Source organism: Streptomyces sp. Tu6071, assembly GCF_000213055.1.
Lineage (GTDB): Bacteria > Actinomycetota > Actinomycetes > Streptomycetales > Streptomycetaceae > Streptomyces > Streptomyces evansiae.
Genome location: NZ_CM001165.1, coordinates 7,279,655 through 7,293,727, shown reverse-complemented (window position 1 = coordinate 7,293,727; position 14,073 = coordinate 7,279,655). Strand labels below are relative to the sequence as shown.

Annotated in this window: 16 protein-coding genes and 1 riboswitch; of the genes, 10 read left to right on the top strand and 6 right to left on the bottom strand. The window is 74.1% G+C overall.

Features of this window, described 5'->3' with window-relative positions:
- The first annotated feature begins 123 nt into the window (after nucleotides 1-123).
- On the top strand, nucleotides 124-645 hold the full coding sequence (locus tag STTU_RS31100; RefSeq protein ID WP_007830273.1) for a DUF6328 family protein: 522 nt from the start codon (nucleotides 124-126) through the stop codon (nucleotides 643-645).
- A complete protein-coding gene (locus tag STTU_RS31095) occupies nucleotides 642-1,028 on the top strand; it encodes a hypothetical protein (protein ID WP_234019346.1) in 387 nt (128 codons plus the stop codon). Before STTU_RS31100 ends, STTU_RS31095 begins: the two co-directional genes overlap by 4 nt.
- On the opposite strand, the gene STTU_RS31090 is transcribed toward STTU_RS31095, so the two are convergent.
- Nucleotides 1,004-2,494, bottom strand: a complete 1,491-nt coding sequence (locus STTU_RS31090) for a glycine hydroxymethyltransferase (protein WP_007830271.1) — start codon at nucleotides 2,492-2,494, stop codon at nucleotides 1,004-1,006. The genes STTU_RS31095 and STTU_RS31090 overlap by 25 nt on opposite strands.
- A gap of 20 nt (nucleotides 2,495-2,514) precedes the next feature.
- Nucleotides 2,515-2,620, bottom strand: a riboswitch (ZMP/ZTP riboswitch).
- A gap of 139 nt (nucleotides 2,621-2,759) precedes the next feature.
- Between STTU_RS31090 and STTU_RS31085 the strand changes: the two genes are divergently transcribed.
- Entirely contained in the window at nucleotides 2,760-3,728 is a 969-nt protein-coding gene (locus tag STTU_RS31085; protein WP_043257874.1) for an aldo/keto reductase, read from the top strand.
- Nucleotides 3,729-3,917: 189 nt separating this feature from the next.
- On the top strand, nucleotides 3,918-5,153 hold the full coding sequence (locus STTU_RS31080) for a DUF4032 domain-containing protein (protein ID WP_043256881.1): 1,236 nt from the start codon (nucleotides 3,918-3,920) through the stop codon (nucleotides 5,151-5,153).
- Nucleotides 5,154-5,177: 24 nt separating this feature from the next.
- Here STTU_RS31080 and STTU_RS31075 read toward each other — a convergent pair whose 3' ends face one another.
- Both STTU_RS31075 and STTU_RS31070 read right to left on the bottom strand, forming a co-directional pair.
- Complete coding sequence (locus tag STTU_RS31075) at nucleotides 5,178-6,068, bottom strand: glycoside hydrolase family 16 protein (RefSeq protein WP_007830267.1); 891 nt, start codon at nucleotides 6,066-6,068, stop codon at nucleotides 5,178-5,180.
- 267 nt (nucleotides 6,069-6,335) lie between these two features.
- Nucleotides 6,336-7,352, bottom strand: a complete 1,017-nt coding sequence (locus STTU_RS31070) for a helix-turn-helix transcriptional regulator (protein ID WP_007830266.1) — start codon at nucleotides 7,350-7,352, stop codon at nucleotides 6,336-6,338.
- Between the two features lie 151 nt (nucleotides 7,353-7,503).
- Here STTU_RS31070 and STTU_RS31065 point away from each other — a divergent pair, with 151 nt between their 5' ends.
- From STTU_RS31065 to STTU_RS31055, 3 genes are all read left to right on the top strand, one after another.
- Nucleotides 7,504-7,965: a VOC family protein gene (locus STTU_RS31065; RefSeq protein ID WP_007830265.1), complete on the top strand. Its 462-nt coding sequence runs from the start codon at nucleotides 7,504-7,506 to the stop codon at nucleotides 7,963-7,965.
- A gap of 131 nt (nucleotides 7,966-8,096) precedes the next feature.
- Entirely contained in the window at nucleotides 8,097-8,663 is a 567-nt protein-coding gene (locus STTU_RS31060) for a rhodanese-like domain-containing protein (protein WP_007830264.1), read from the top strand.
- 177 nt (nucleotides 8,664-8,840) lie between these two features.
- Nucleotides 8,841-10,088 carry a hypothetical protein gene (locus tag STTU_RS31055; protein ID WP_234019345.1) on the top strand — a complete coding sequence of 416 codons (1,248 nt, stop codon included), beginning with the start codon at nucleotides 8,841-8,843 and terminating at the stop codon, nucleotides 10,086-10,088.
- A 71-nt stretch (nucleotides 10,089-10,159) separates the two neighbouring features.
- On the opposite strand, the gene STTU_RS31050 is transcribed toward STTU_RS31055, so the two are convergent.
- On the bottom strand, nucleotides 10,160-10,897 hold the full coding sequence (locus STTU_RS31050) for a class I SAM-dependent methyltransferase (protein WP_007830260.1): 738 nt from the start codon (nucleotides 10,895-10,897) through the stop codon (nucleotides 10,160-10,162).
- Between the two features lie 231 nt (nucleotides 10,898-11,128).
- Between STTU_RS31050 and STTU_RS35765 the strand changes: the two genes are divergently transcribed.
- Entirely contained in the window at nucleotides 11,129-11,749 is a 621-nt protein-coding gene (locus STTU_RS35765) for a DUF6479 family protein (RefSeq protein WP_324607901.1), read from the top strand.
- 60 nt (nucleotides 11,750-11,809) lie between these two features.
- On the opposite strand, the gene STTU_RS31045 is transcribed toward STTU_RS35765, so the two are convergent.
- Nucleotides 11,810-12,025, bottom strand: a complete 216-nt coding sequence (locus STTU_RS31045) for a hypothetical protein (protein WP_009062526.1) — start codon at nucleotides 12,023-12,025, stop codon at nucleotides 11,810-11,812.
- Nucleotides 12,026-12,281: 256 nt separating this feature from the next.
- On the opposite strand from STTU_RS31045, the gene STTU_RS31040 reads away from it, so the two are divergent.
- On the top strand, nucleotides 12,282-12,707 hold the full coding sequence (locus tag STTU_RS31040; protein ID WP_007830255.1) for a RidA family protein: 426 nt from the start codon (nucleotides 12,282-12,284) through the stop codon (nucleotides 12,705-12,707).
- Between the two features lie 63 nt (nucleotides 12,708-12,770).
- On the opposite strand, the gene STTU_RS31035 is transcribed toward STTU_RS31040, so the two are convergent.
- Nucleotides 12,771-12,980: a hypothetical protein gene (locus STTU_RS31035; protein WP_010267646.1), complete on the bottom strand. Its 210-nt coding sequence runs from the start codon at nucleotides 12,978-12,980 to the stop codon at nucleotides 12,771-12,773.
- A gap of 291 nt (nucleotides 12,981-13,271) precedes the next feature.
- Between STTU_RS31035 and STTU_RS31030 the strand changes: the two genes are divergently transcribed.
- On the top strand, nucleotides 13,272-14,054 hold the full coding sequence (locus STTU_RS31030; protein ID WP_010267648.1) for a polysaccharide deacetylase family protein: 783 nt from the start codon (nucleotides 13,272-13,274) through the stop codon (nucleotides 14,052-14,054).
- Nucleotides 14,055-14,073 lie beyond the last annotated feature (19 nt).

The window sequence follows — 14,073 nt, the reverse complement described above, 5'->3', positions numbered from 1 at the left end:
GCGTGAGCGTACGCCCTGCTCGGGACGGGTGTACGTGGCACGTTCCCTTCCCCGGGTACGGGGGGTGAACCCTGGGCCAACGGGGGTACGCGCTCGCCACGGACCAGGAGCGGGGAGGGCGGCATGACGGCGCAGGCCGAGGCGCGGGCAGAGGCGGAGGTCCCGGAGGCGGGACGCGGGCGGAGCGAGAGCGAGGAGGAGCGGGCCGACCGGCAGTGGAACGAGCTGATGCAGGAGGTGCGGGTCGCGCAGACCGGCGTCCAGATCCTCTTCGGTTTCCTGCTGACGGTCGTGTTCACGCCGATGTTCGACGAGTTGTCGCACACGGACACCAACATCTATCTGACGACGGTGGTGCTCGGCGCCCTCGCGACGGGCGCGCTCATATCCCCCGTCCCCTTCCACCGGCTCCTGTCGGGCCGCCGGATCAAGAAGCGGACCGTCGAGTGGGCGGCGCGCATGACCTTCGTCGGGCTCATGCTGCTGCTCGCGACGCTCACGTCCGCCCTCTTCCTCGTCCTGCGCACGGCGACGCACGACGCGTTCGTCCCCTGGTTCGTGGCGGGGGTCGTCGGCTGGTACGTGCTGTGCTGGCTGATCCTGCCGCTGTGGGCGCGGGCCCGGTACTCGGAGCGGGAGGAGTGAGGACGCGGTGGGCCCGGCCGTGCGGACGGCGGCCGGACCCACCGCGCCGGTACGCGGCGGCGCGTACGCGCGGGGTCAGGCGCCCGGGGTGGGCGCCGGCCTGCGGGCGGGCGCGTCGTCACCTGCGCAGCGGGGGGCACATCCAGGAACGGGCGGACGAGCTCTTCGGCCCGCTCGCCGCCCGCCTCGACACCACGATGGCGCGCTGGTCGCCGCACGTCCCGGAGGAGTTCGAGGCGTTCATGGCCGAGCTGAACAGCACCGTGGACACCCACCTCGCGGAACAGGGCACGGCGGGTCCCGAAGCGACGCCGCCCCCGGCGCGGGGCACCGGGGGCGGCGGGACGACGCGTGCGGGTCAGGACAGGTCGATGCCCGGGTAGAGCGGGTGCTTGGCGAGGAGGTCGGCGGCCTGCTCGGCGGTGCGGGCGGCGAGGCCGTCCGCGAGGACGTACTGGGCCTTGGAGGGCTTGCCCGACTTCGTCGTGCCGGGGCTCGTGCCGCGCAGGACGCCGTCGATGAGGGCGGCGACCTCGTCGAGTTCCGGGGCGCCGAGGCCGCGCGTCGTGAGCGCGGGCGTGCCGAGCCGGATGCCGCTCGTGTACCAGGCCCCGTTGGGGTCCTGCGGGACGGCGTTGCGGTTGGTGACGATGCCGGAGTCCAGCAGCGCGGACTCGGCCTGCCGCCCGGTGAGGCCGTAGCCGGAGACGTCGAGGAGGACGAGGTGGTTGTCGGTGCCGCCCGTGACGAGCTTGGCGCCGCGCCGGGTGAGCCCCTCGGCGAGGGCGCGCGCGTTGTCCACGATCTGCTGGGCGTAGGTCCGGAACGCCGGCTGCCGGGCCTCGGCGAGGGCGACGGCCTTGGCGGCCATGACGTGCGGGAGGGGGCCGCCGAGGACCATGGGGCAGCCGCGGTCGACGTGCTCGGCGAGCGACTCCTCGCACAGCACCATGCCGCCGCGCGGGCCGCGCAGGGACTTGTGCGTCGTGGTCGTCACGATGTGCGCGAACGGCACGGGGTCGTGCTCGCCGGTGAGGACCTTGCCCGCGACGAGCCCGGCGAAGTGCGCCATGTCGACCATGAGCGTCGCACCGACCTCGTCCGCGATCTCGCGCATGACACGGAAGTTGACGAGGCGCGGGTAGGCCGAGTACCCGGCGATGAGGATGAGCGGGCGGAACTCGCGGGCGGCGGCGCGTACGGCGTCGTAGTCGATCCGGCCCGTCCGCGGGTCGGTGCCGTAGCTGCGCTGGTGGAACATCTTGCCGCTGATGTTCGGGCGGAAGCCGTGCGTGAGGTGGCCGCCCGCGTCGAGCGACATGCCGAGCATCCGCTGGTCGCCGAGGGAGCGCCGCAGCTCGGCCCAGTCCTCCTCGCTCAGGTCGTTGACGCCCCGTACCCCCGCGCGCTCCAAGGCGGGGCTCTCGACGCGCTGCGCGAGGACCGACCAGAAGGCGACGAGGTTGGCGTCGATGCCGGAGTGCGGCTGCACGTAGGCGTGGTCGGCACCGAAGAGGGCGCGCGCGTGCTCGGCGGCGACGGACTCGACGGTGTCGACGTTGCGGCAGCCCGCGTAGAAGCGGTGCCCGACGGTGCCCTCGGCGTACTTGTCGCTCATCCAGTTGCCCATTGCGAGGAGCGTCGCGGGGGACGCGTAGTTCTCGCTCGCGATGAGCTTGAGGGACTCGCGCTGGTCGGTCAGCTCCTGGCCGATCGCGGCGGCGATACGGGGCTCGACGGAGCGGACGACATCGAGGGCGCCGCGGAAAGCGGCGGAGGCGAGGGAGGTGTTCCGCTCGGGGTCGCCGGTCGGCTCGGGGGCGGGGAACCGCTCGGGTGCGCTGGACATGGCTCACTCCCAGGTCAGTGTCGAATGGCCCAGGCGCACGACCGCACACCGGGCGGAGGCACCACCCGTGCGGAGGCCGCTTCCTCGTGGTCGATTCCACTGTTCGCGCCAGTCACGGCCCCGGGGGCAGGCTAGCAAGGAACGGGGACCACGGGGCTCGGGCGGCTCACGATGCGGGACGCCACGAGCAGGGCGGGCGCGAGGGAGGATCATGGACGGGGCCGGGGACGACCCCGGCCGCCCGACCACCGACGGAGGCCACGCTGTGCGGTACGTGAAACTCGGCTCGACAGGGCTGGACGTCTCCCGCCTCACCCTGGGGTGCATGAGCTTCGGCATTCCCGACCGGGGCAATCACGCGTGGACGCTCGACGAGGAGCGCTCACGGCCCCTGATCCGGCAGGCGATCGAGGCGGGCATCACCTTCTTCGACACCGCCAACGCCTACTCGGACGGCACGAGCGAGGAGATCGTGGGGCGCGCGCTGAAGGACTTCGCGCGCCGCGAGGACGTCGTGCTCGCCACGAAGGTGTACATGCCGATGCGCAAGGGCCCCAACGGCGGCGGGCTCTCGCGCAAGGTGATCCTGCACGAGATCGACGCGAGCCTGAAGCGGCTCGGCACCGACTACGTGGACCTCTACCAGATCCACCGCTTCGACCCGGCGACGCCCGTCGAGGAGACGATGGAGGCGCTCCACGACGTCGTGAAGGCGGGCAAGGCGCGCTACATCGGGGCGAGTTCGATGTACGCCTGGCAGTTCTCGAAGCTCCAGTACACGGCGGCGGCGCACGGCTGGACGCGCTTCGCGGCGATGCAGGACCACTACAACCTGCTCTACCGCGAGGAGGAGCGCGAGATGCTGCCGCTCTGCGCGGACCGGGGCGTGGGAGTGCTGCCGTGGAGCCCGCTGGCGCGCGGGCGGCTCACCCGTCCGTGGGACGCGGAGACGGAGCGGGCGCGCACGGACGAGTTCGGCAAGACGCTCTACGCGGACGGGGACCGCGAGATCGTCGAGGCGGTCCAGCGGATCGCGGCGGCGCGCGGGATCCCCGCGGCGCGGGTCGCGCTCGCGTGGCTGCTCCAGCGGCCCGGCGTCACCTCGCCGATCGTCGGCGTGACGAAGGAGTCGCACCTGACGGACGCGGTCGCGGCGCTGGATCTCGTCCTGGACGAGAAGGAGATCGCGGAGCTGGAGGCGCCGTACGGACCGCACGAGGTGGCGGGGCACTGAGGTCCCGGGGTACGGGGCGGCGCGGGCGGCGTCTGCCCCGTACCGCCTCGCCTCTCCCCCACCCCGTACGGCGGTACGATCATCATGCCGCCCGAGGGTGCGCGGCGTACCGGCACCGTGACGCCCCCGACGACCCGACGACCGTCGCGGACCCCGGCAAGCGTGACGACCGTGACGACGAGGCGAGGCATGGCTCTCCAGATCAGCACCCTCCAGATCAGCGCGACCAACCCCGAGCACCCCGCTCTCCTTCTGGACCTCCCGTGGGAGCTGCCCCTGGAGGAGTGGCCGGAGCGGTACCTCGTGCCGCTGCCGCGCGGTATCTCGCGGCACGTCGTGCGGTACGCGCGGGCCGGGGACGAGGTGCTCGCGGTGAAGGAGCTGGCGACGCGGCCCGCCGAGCGCGAGTACACGCTCCTGCGGGACCTGGACCGTCTCGGGATTCCCGCGGTCGATCCGCTCGCGGTCGTGACCGGGCGGCGGACGGCGGGCGGGGAGCCGCTGGAGACGGCGCTCATCACGCGGCACCTGGGCGGCTCGATGCCGTACCGCTCGATGTTCGAGACGACGATGCGCCCCTCGACGATGAACCGCCTCATGGACGCGCTCGCCGTGCTCCTCGTGCGGCTGCACCTCGTGGGCTTCGCGTGGGGCGACTGCTCGCTGTCGAACACGCTCTTCCGCCGCGACGCGGGCGCCTTCGCCGCCTACCTCGTGGACGCCGAGACCGGCGAGACGCACACGACGCTGAGCCGGGGCCAGCGCGAGTACGACATCGACCTCGCGCGCGTGAACATCGCGGGCGAGCTGCTCGACCTGGAGGCGTCGGGGGCGCTGCACCCCTCGGTGGACCCCGTCGAGTTCTCGGCGGCGCTCGCGGCCCGGTACGAGGAGCTGTGGACGGAGCTGACCCGGCAGTCGGTCTACCCGGCGGACAAGCGGCACTACATCGACCGGCGGGTGCGACGCCTCAACGACCTGGGCTTCGACGTCGCCGAGATGCAGATCGGCTCGACGGGGGACGGCGAGCGCATCACCTTCCTGCCGAAGGTCGTGGACGCGGGGCACCACCAGCGGCAGTTGCTGCGGCTGACGGGGCTCGACGCGGAGGAGAACCAGGCGCGGCGGCTGCTCGGCGACCTGGAGACCTGGATGGCGACGCAGGAGGACTACGCGCCGGGCGACCCGGCGGGCGCGCGCACCGAGGTGCTCGCGCACCGCTGGGTGCGTGAGGTGTTCCGGCCGGCCGTGCGCGGGGTGCCGCTGGAGCTGCGGCGGAACCTCGATCCGGCGCAGGTGTACCACGAACTCCTGGAGAACCGCTGGTACTTGTCGGAGCGCTCGGGTCGGGACGTGGGGCTCGACGAGGCGACGCGGGACTACGTGGAGCGGGTGCTGCCCGGACAGGGCCCCGCGGCGGGGTGAGCCTCCCCGTCCGGGCAGCGTCGCTCAGTGGCCGCCGGCTGCCGCTTTCTGCTGCTCCTTCGCCGCCGCGCCCGTCGTCACGTGCACGTAGTCGACGACGAGTTGCTGCGGGAGCTGCGTGGAGCCGTCCGGGTCGCCGGGCCAGTAGCCGCCGACCGCGAGGTTGAGAATGATGAAGAACGGCTTGTTGAAGACCCACTGGTTGCCGCCGAGGTCGGCGGGGGTGCGGGTCTGGTAGACGTTGCCGTCGACGGACCAGCTGATCGAGTCGGGGTTCCAGTCGACCGCGAAGGTGTGGAAGTCGTCGGCGAAGGCGGCGCCGCCCGGGAGCGAGTAGCCCGCGCCGATGCCCCCGGAGCCCGAGTAGCCGGGCCCGTGGATCGTGCCGTGCACGGTGTTCGGCTCGAAGCCGACGTTCTCCATGATGTCGATCTCGCCCGAGTTGGGCCACCCGACCGAGCCGATGTCGTCGCCGAGCATCCAGAAGGCCGGCCAGATGCCCTGGCCGCGCGGGATCTTCATGCGGGTCTCGACGTGCCCGTAGGTGCTGCTGAACTTGCCGGAGGTGTTGAGCCGTGCGGAGGTGTACTCGCAACTCCCGTACCAGCACTGGTATCCGGCCGGGTTCTCCTTCTTGGCGGTGATGACGAGGTGTCCGTCCCCGTCGAGGGCCGCGTTGTCGGTGCCCGAGGTGTAGTACTGCCGTTCGTGGTTGTCGACGTTGTCGCCGGTCTCCAGCTGCCACTTGGAGCCGTCGACGGCCGAGCCGGCGGCGCCGTCGAAGTCCTCGGTGAAGCTCGCCGCGGCGGCCCGCGCGGGCTCGGCGTTCGCGGAGGCGGGCAGGAGCGCGGTGGCGCCGAGGGCGGCGGCCACGACGAGTGCGGAGAGCGGACGGTGCCGCCGGAGGGCGCGCAAGGGGGTTCGCACGGGGGTCACTTCGCTTTCGGTGGGGGAAGTGGTGGGGGGAACCTGTGCCGGCGCGGAGCAAGAGGGCGTACGGGGCGTGGGGGCCCCGTGCGTGGTGTGCCCGCGCGCCCGGTGCACACTCCGCCCTCGCCAGGAAGTGAAGCCGCAGGGCCGTGGGGGGCGTCCGCCGCGTTCACTTGTCGGCCTCATCGATTCAAGAGCGGCGGGCGGTGCGCGTCAAGGTGTTCGTCTGGACCAATTGGTGCGCGCGGGGGCTCAGTTGCCCGGCGTGCGGCTGTCCTCGGCCGGGGAGACGCGGCGCTCGGCCGCCGCGCGGAGGCGCTCGGCCATCGCCGCGCAGCGCTCGACCAGCTCGGGCGGTTCGATGACCTCGAAGGGGTGGCCGAGCATCGCGACGTACGCGAGGATGCGGTCCGGCACGCTGCCGCCGCTGACGAGTTCGCAGGCGTGCTCGCCGCGGGCATGGACGAGCGCGGCGGACGCGGGGACCTGGGCGCGTACCTCTTCGGCGGGGGCGTGCACGAGGAAGCGGGCGCGGTGCGGGTAGGCGCCCGTGACCACGCCGCGCTGGACGTAGGCCGCCGCGTCCTCGGGGGCCGGGCGCGGGGTGAACCGCCAGGTGCGCGCGGCGACCTCGGTCATGCGGTCGACGCGGAACGTGCGCCAGTCGTCGCGGTCGAGGTCGTAGGCGAGGAGGTACCACCGGCGGTCGGAGGCGACGAGGCGGTACGGCTCGACGCGGCGCTCGGTCACCTCGCCGCGCGAGGGGTAGCGGAAGCGGGCCTCGACTTCGTCGCGGCAGGCCCCGGCGAGGGTCACGAGGCTCGCGGGCTCCACGCGCTCGGGGCCGCCCTCGAAGAACTCGACGGCCCCGGCGAGCGCGCTCACCTCGTGGCGCAGCCGGGCGGGCATGACGCGGTCGATCTTGGCGAGGGCGCGCAGCGCGGCCTCTCCCGCGCCGGGCCCTCCCCCGCCGGCCCCGGCGAGCAGCGAGGCCGCGGTGGCGGTCGCCTCCTCGTCGTCGAGCAGCAGCGGCGGCAGCTCACTGCCCGCGCCGAGCCGGTAGCCCCCGCCGACGCCCTGGAGGGCGTGCACGGGGTAGCCGAGCGCGCGCAGCCGCTCGACGTCGCGGCGCACGGTGCGGCTCGTGACGCCGAGCCGCGCTGCCAGCTCGGGGCCGCTCCAGCTCCGCCCGCGCTGGAGGAGGCCGAGGAGGACGAGCACCCGTTCGGTCGTACTCCGTTCGCCGTCACGCGCCGCCGTCTCCGTCACCGTTCCCCCTCGTCCGTGATCGCCGCGCCCACTGTGACAGATGTCGCGGACAGGAACCGTCCGCTTTTCCTGTCAGGGTGCGCACACGCCCCCGCACACACGCGCGGGGGGCACGACCGCGGCGAAGAGCGAACGACGAACGGAGCCCGTCATGAGCCGTACCTTCCAGGTCACCTTCGACGCCCACGACCCGGTGGCCCTCTCCCTCTTCTGGCGCGACGCGCTCGGGTACGTGCTCCCCGGCCCGCCGGGTGCCGAACTCGCCGAGGGCGAGGACCCGCTCGCGGCGTGGGACGCCTTCCTCGCGCGGCTCGGGGTGCCGGAGGAGGCGCGCCGGACGCGCTCGGCGATCGAGGACCCGGCGGGTGCCGGACCGCGGGTCTTCTTCCAGCGGGTGCCGGAGGGGAAGACGGCGAAGAACAGGGTGCACCTGGACGTACGGGCCGCGCCGGGGCTCGCGGGCGAGGAGCGGATGGCGGCGCTGGAGGCGGAGTGCGCGCGGCTCGTGGCGCTCGGGGCCCGGCGGCTCGCGCGGTACGAGCCGGAGCCGCCGCTGAGCGCGGGGCACCTCGTCCTCGCCGACCCCGAGGGCAACGAGTTCTGCCTCGACTGACGAGAGCCGGAGGGCTCGGCGGAGGGGAGCGTGAGCACTCGGCCGAGGGCCCGGAGCGGGGGCCGTGCGGGCCGGGCCGGGGCATCGGACCTCCCCGGCCGGGTCCGTGGACTCGTACGTATGATCGAAGCATGACCACCCACCTTTCTCCCGCCGAGGCACGCGCGCGTCTCAAGGAGCTGACCGTCGTCGACGTCCGCTCCCCCGGCGAATTCGCCGCCGGGCACCTGCCCGGCGCCTACAACGTGCCGCTCGACCAGCTCGACCGCGCGGTGCCGGTGCTGCGCGAGACCACCGGTGACGGCGACCTCCTCGTCGTGTGCGCGGCGGGGCCACGCTCCGAGGCCGCGCGGACGCGGCTCGCGGAGCGAGGCGTCGGCGCGGCGGTCCTCAGCGGCGGCACCAACGCCTGGTCCGAGGAGGGCGGCGACCTGGAGCTGTCGGCCGGCGGCGGGCGCACGCCGTGGGACATGAACCGGCAGGTGCGTTTCGCCGCGGGCTCGCTGGTGCTGCTCGGACTGCTGGCGGGGCGCAAGGCGCCCAAGGCCCGGCTCCTCGCGGTGGGCATCGCGGGCGGCCTCGTCCACTCCGGCGTCTCGGGCTCGTGCGGCATGGCCGCCGTCCTCGGCAGGCTGCCGTTCAACCGGCCGGACGACAGCGCGATCGACGCGACGATCGAGGCGCTGCGCGACCGCTGAACCCTCGCACAGCGAAGGGCCGCCCCGTATGCCGAGGCGGCCCTTACGTGTACCCGCGCCCCTCCCTCGCCTCCCGCGGACCGCCCCGCCGCTTGGGGCCGATCGGGGCCGCTCCCGCAACCCGCGCCCGGTCCCGGGCGTTGGCAGGCCACGGCGTGGACGAGCGAGGGAGTGGTCATGGCGAGGGCAGCGAGGCGCGGGGCCGCCGGGCGGGCGACACGGGCGGTACGGGGGCGGCGGGCCGGGGCGCTGGTGCTCGGCCTGGTGTGCGCGGCGGGGGCCGGGCCCGCCGTCGCGGCGCCCGAGCCGGAGCCGCGCGCGGGTGCCGCGTGGCACGCGTGGCGCGCCGCGGGCCCGGAGCGGAACGAGGAGTTGCGCGGGGTGACGGCGCGCGGGCCCGGGGACGCGTGGGCCGTCGGCTACCGCGAGAACGCGGCGGGCGTCGACGTCCCCGTGGCCGAGCACTTCGACGGGACGGCGTGGCGCGCGACGACGGTGCCGGGGCACGCGGGGAACGGCGAGCTGGACGCCGTGCTCGCCCGCGGACGCGCCGATGTATGGGCGGTCGGTTCGTGGGACGACGCGCCCGCGCGCCAGGACCGCGCGCTCGCGCGGCACTGGGACGGCGCGCGCTGGCGCGAGGTGCCGCTGCCCGCCGAGCCCGCGCGCCGCTCCGCCTACCCCCTCGCGCTCGCAGCGGGGCGCGGCGGCGAGGTGTGGGCGGTGGGCGTGACGGCGGAGGACCGCGTGGCCGCGCCCCGCCCGCTCGCCTACCGCTGGGACGGCGAGCGGTGGACCTCGGTGCCCCCGGCCCGGCCGGAAGGCGAGGCGCTGCTCTCGGGGCTCACGGCGGACGGCGCGGGCGGGTTGTGGGCGGTGGGGGTCGCGTACGGGGAGCAGGGCGAGGGCCGGCCGCTGGCCGAGCACTGGGACGGCGCGGCCTGGCGGTCCGTACCGGCGCCGCACACGGCGGGCCGCGGCGAGGCGCTCGACGGCGTGACGGCGCTCGCGCCCGACGACGTGTGGGCGGTCGGCGCGAGCAGCCCGCCGGACGGCACGGGCACGCGACCGCTGGTCCTGCACTGGGACGGCGCCGCGTGGACGCGCGAGGAGGTGCCGGACGTGGCCGGTCAGCTGCACGCGGTGACGGGTGACGGCGCGGGCGGCGTGTGGGCGGTCGGCGAGCGCGAGGACGCGACGACGCCCGCCTTCTCGCTGCACCGCGACGCGCACGGCACGTGGCGCCTCGTGCCGCCCGCCGACGGCGCGGCCGGTGAGGGCGCCTCCTTCTTCGACGTGACCCGCGTGCCAGGCGCCTCGCCGGGCGGCCCCGCGCTGTGGGCGGTCGGCTCGACGCTCCCCCGCCTGGATCCGCCGTGGCGGCCCGTCGTGCAGGGGTACGGGACCCGGGGACCGGGCGCCTGACCGGGCATGGGGGCGCGCCGGGCCCGTACCCGAGCGAGGGGCTCGTACCGCAGGGCTCGCGCGGGCCGTCCTCAGAGCTTGCGGGCCACCAGGAGGGCGGCGCGGGGGGTGCCGTCGGGGCGGTGGCCGAAGTCGTCGAGCGGGACGAGGCGCTCGGCGAAACCGGCCCGGAGGAGGTCGCCGCGGACCGCGCTGTAGGGCCACGTGCGGTAGTACATGACGAACGGCGGCCTGCGCAGCGCGTTGCGCAGTCGCATCGCCGCGTCGAAGCCGCTCGCGGCCCACCACGCGGAAGTGCTCGCGGACAGCGGGGCGGCGAGCGGGAAGGCGAGGACGCCCCCGGGGCGCAGCGACTGGCGGACCCGGGCGAAGAGCCGGGGCCGGTCGTCGGGCAGGAAGTGGCCGAAGGCGCCGAAGCTCACCGCGAGGTCGTAGCCCTCGCGGAAGGGCAGCGCCATCGCGTCGGCGCGGACCCAGTCCACGGCGGGCGGCCCCGTCACGGGGTGGGTCCGCGCGGCGACGGTACGGGCCACTTCGAGCATCCCGGCGCTGAAGTCGACCCCCGTCACGCGGCGGCGGCACAGCGGCAGCAGCGTGCGCAGGCCCGCGCCCGTGCCCGTGCACAGGTCGAGGCCGTCGTCGAAGGGGCCGAGCGGGCGCAGGGCCTTCGTGACGGCGTGCAGCCACGGCTCGGGCGTGCGGAAGGGCGTCGCGTCGAACTTGGGCGCGAGCAGGTCGTAGCCCTGCTCGACGGAGGAGAGCGCCTGGGTGGCCAGCTCGCGGAGAGTCGGTCCCTGAGAGGTGAACACCCGGCAGAGCGTAGTGGCCCCGGGACCGCCTGGACGGGAGGCGGGGTGCGGCGCCCGCGAGCGGTACGGAGGGTTCTTCCGGGCGGGACGGCTGTTCACCTCCGCGCCACGGGGTACCTGGCGGGGTGACGAGGGTCTATCCACTCCCCGCCACGGAATATTTCATCCGTTTAGACCCGTATAAGCCCTTTTGGATGATACGCGGAACAGCTTAGGGGGTATCCGTTTCTTATGGACACGACCCAGTGGAACCTGGCGGCCAACTCGGCCGCGATCATCATGCCGGTCATCGGTGTGTTCGTCGTCGCGGCACTGATCGCGGCCTTCGCCTACGGGCGCAGGCTCCGGGCGCGCCAACCCGCCCCGCCGAAGCCCGACGAGCAGCCCCACCTGCCCGAGGGCGGCCCGATCGGCGAGGAGCGCGAGCTGCGCGAGCCGGACGAGATGGAGCCGCGCGAGGCCCGGCTGACGCCGCACGAGCTGAACGGCGGGGGACGGGGCAGAACCGGCGCAGCCCTTCGCAGAAGGAACGCAAGTGGGACGAGAACAGCAGCGGAGGGTTCGGCAGCGGCGGCTTCGGCTGAGCCGAGCAGGCAACGGGGACACGGGGCCGTACAGAGGGCCGCACACGCGCGCACGCGCGCGTGTGCGGCCCTCTTGCACGTCACGGAGCGGGGCCGTGCCGGGCCAGGAGGGCGTCGCACGCGTCGCGAGGCGGGCACGCGCGATCGCGGTACGGGAGGGTCTGGGGGTGCCGCGCCACGTGAAAGGACACGGTTCGGGGTGCCGCCGCGGATGGCACCGGCCGATCCCGGCCTCGCGGGACGCCTCTTTCGGCGGCCCGGGACATGACGGTCCCGCGAGCACGGCGGTGCCGGCTCGCGGGTCGGAGGTCGGGCATCTCCTCGGGGGTCAGCCGCGCGGGCCCGCCGTCTTTTCGGCCACCGGCGTGACATGCGTGTCGACGCGGTTCATGCACGCGGGGCAGTAGCGCTCACCGGCGTCGTTCGGGGCGGGCGGGGCATCGGGCACACGGGCGCCGCACAGCGCCTTGTCCCCTTCGTCCATCGCGTGCCACACGAGGGACGGGGCTTCCCCGGCATCCTGGGTCGCCTTCAATATGCGCACGGTTCCTCCTCTCGGCCCGGACGCTCGTCCGGCGCTTCAAGAGAACCCCCGGCCGCTCCGGGGCGCACCCGGAGCCGATGCCCCGTGACACCCCGCGACACCCCCGGCGCCCGCCCTGACGTGCCACGGGACGGCGCGCGACGCACCCGCCGGGCCTTCACCCGATTGGGGGCGAGCCGTCCGTCGGGCGCGCCAAAGGCGTCGCGGGAGACGCCTCTCGCGCACTAGGGTGCCCCTCGGCCGCGAAGGGAGGACCATGCGCAGGATTCATCCGGAAGGTCTCCACCCGACCCCCGGCTACAGCCACGTCACCGTCGTCCCCGCCGGACCGACCGCCTACTTGTCGGGCCAGTGCCCCCTCGACACGGAGGGTCGCCTCGTCGGCGAGGGCGATGTCCTGACGCAGACCGACCAGGTCGTCGCGAACGCGCTGCGCGCCCTTGCCGCCGCGGGTGCGGGCCCCTCCGACGTGGTGCGGACCGTCGTCCACGTCCTGACGTCCGACCGGGCGACGCTCGACGCGGTGTGGGAACGCCTGCGGGGCTCGGCGCTCGGCCCGGCGCTCACGAGTGCGGCGACCCTCCTCGGCACCTCGGCGCTCGGCTACCCCGGGCAGCTCGTCGAGGTGGACCTGACGGCGGCGCTTCCGGAGGCTCGGCCCACCCCGGACAACACGAGGTAAGGGCGGCCGACGCCGGTACGCGCACGCGCAACCGCCGCCCGAAGTCCGCCAACAGCGTTCCTTTCAACGGCGCGTGACACCTCGTCCGCCCTCCTCGCTCCCCGGGTTCCCGCGGTCGCGGGCGAGGACGAGGCCGAGCAGGGCGAGAAGCGCGCCCGTGCCGCTGAGGACGTGCAGGGCGACTTCGAGCGGGCCGCGTTCGAAGGCGACACCGAGCACGAGATTCGCCGCCGCGCACGCGAGCAGCACTCCCCACAGCAGCCCCCTGCGCATGGCGGGCCCTCCCTCCCGACGGCCCCGAGGCCGTCTCTTTCCCGACGCGCGCGGGAAGCGAGGCAACCCGGGCCCTCTTCCGCGCATCGAGAGAGACGCGTGTACCTCCTGCGGGTTCCCTGATCGCACCACCGCACCACTATGAACCGCGTGTATACCTCGTGTGTATAGTCGTCGCCGAAGACGCGATCCGACCCCGGATTCCGCCCTGAACTGCGCTTTTCGCGATCATGGCGGGTCGGCGGTGCGCGGTCGCCCCCGCAGCCCCGTTCGACCGAAGGAAGTACCGCCATGCCCGCAGTCCCCCGTCCCGCCCGTCGCCGCGGCCGTGCCAGGATCGCCGCGCTCACCGCGAGCGCCGCCCTCGCGCTCGGCCTGAGCGGCTGCACGAGCCTGCACACGGTGACTCCGGCGAGCGAGCGCGGGCACGCCTCCGCGAAGGTCCTGATGGCCGATCAGCCGGTGGACTGCCGCAAGGCGAAGTGCATCGCGCTCACCTTCGACGCGGGCCCCAGCAAGCACACGCCGCAGCTGCTGAAGATCCTCAAGGAGAAGAAGGTCCACGCGACGTTCTTCCTGCTCGGCAAGAACCACATCGAGCGCTACCCGAAGCTCGTCAAGCAGATCTCCGACGAGGGCCACGAGGTCGCCGAGCACACCTGGTCGCACCGCAGGCTCACGGACCTGTCCGAGAAGGACGTGCGCCGGGAGCTGTCGCGCACCCAGAACGCCGTCGAGGACCTCACCGGCAAGGCGCCCACGCTGATGCGCCCGCCGCAGGGCCGCACGAGCGACGAGGTCTCGAAGATATGCAAGGAGTTCGGGATAGCGCAGGTGCTGTGGAGCGCGACCGCGAAGGACTACGCGACGACGGACTCGAAGCTCATAGAGAAGCGCATACTCGACCAGTCCAAGCGGGACGGCGTGATCCTCCTGCACGACCTGTATGACGGCACCGTCCCCGCCGTGCCGCACATCATCGACGCGCTGCGGGCGAAGGGTTACACCTTCGTGACCGTGCCGGAGCTGATGGCCCCCGGGGCGCCGAAGCCGGGACAGGTCTACCGGCCCTGACGCCCCGCCGTACGACGGC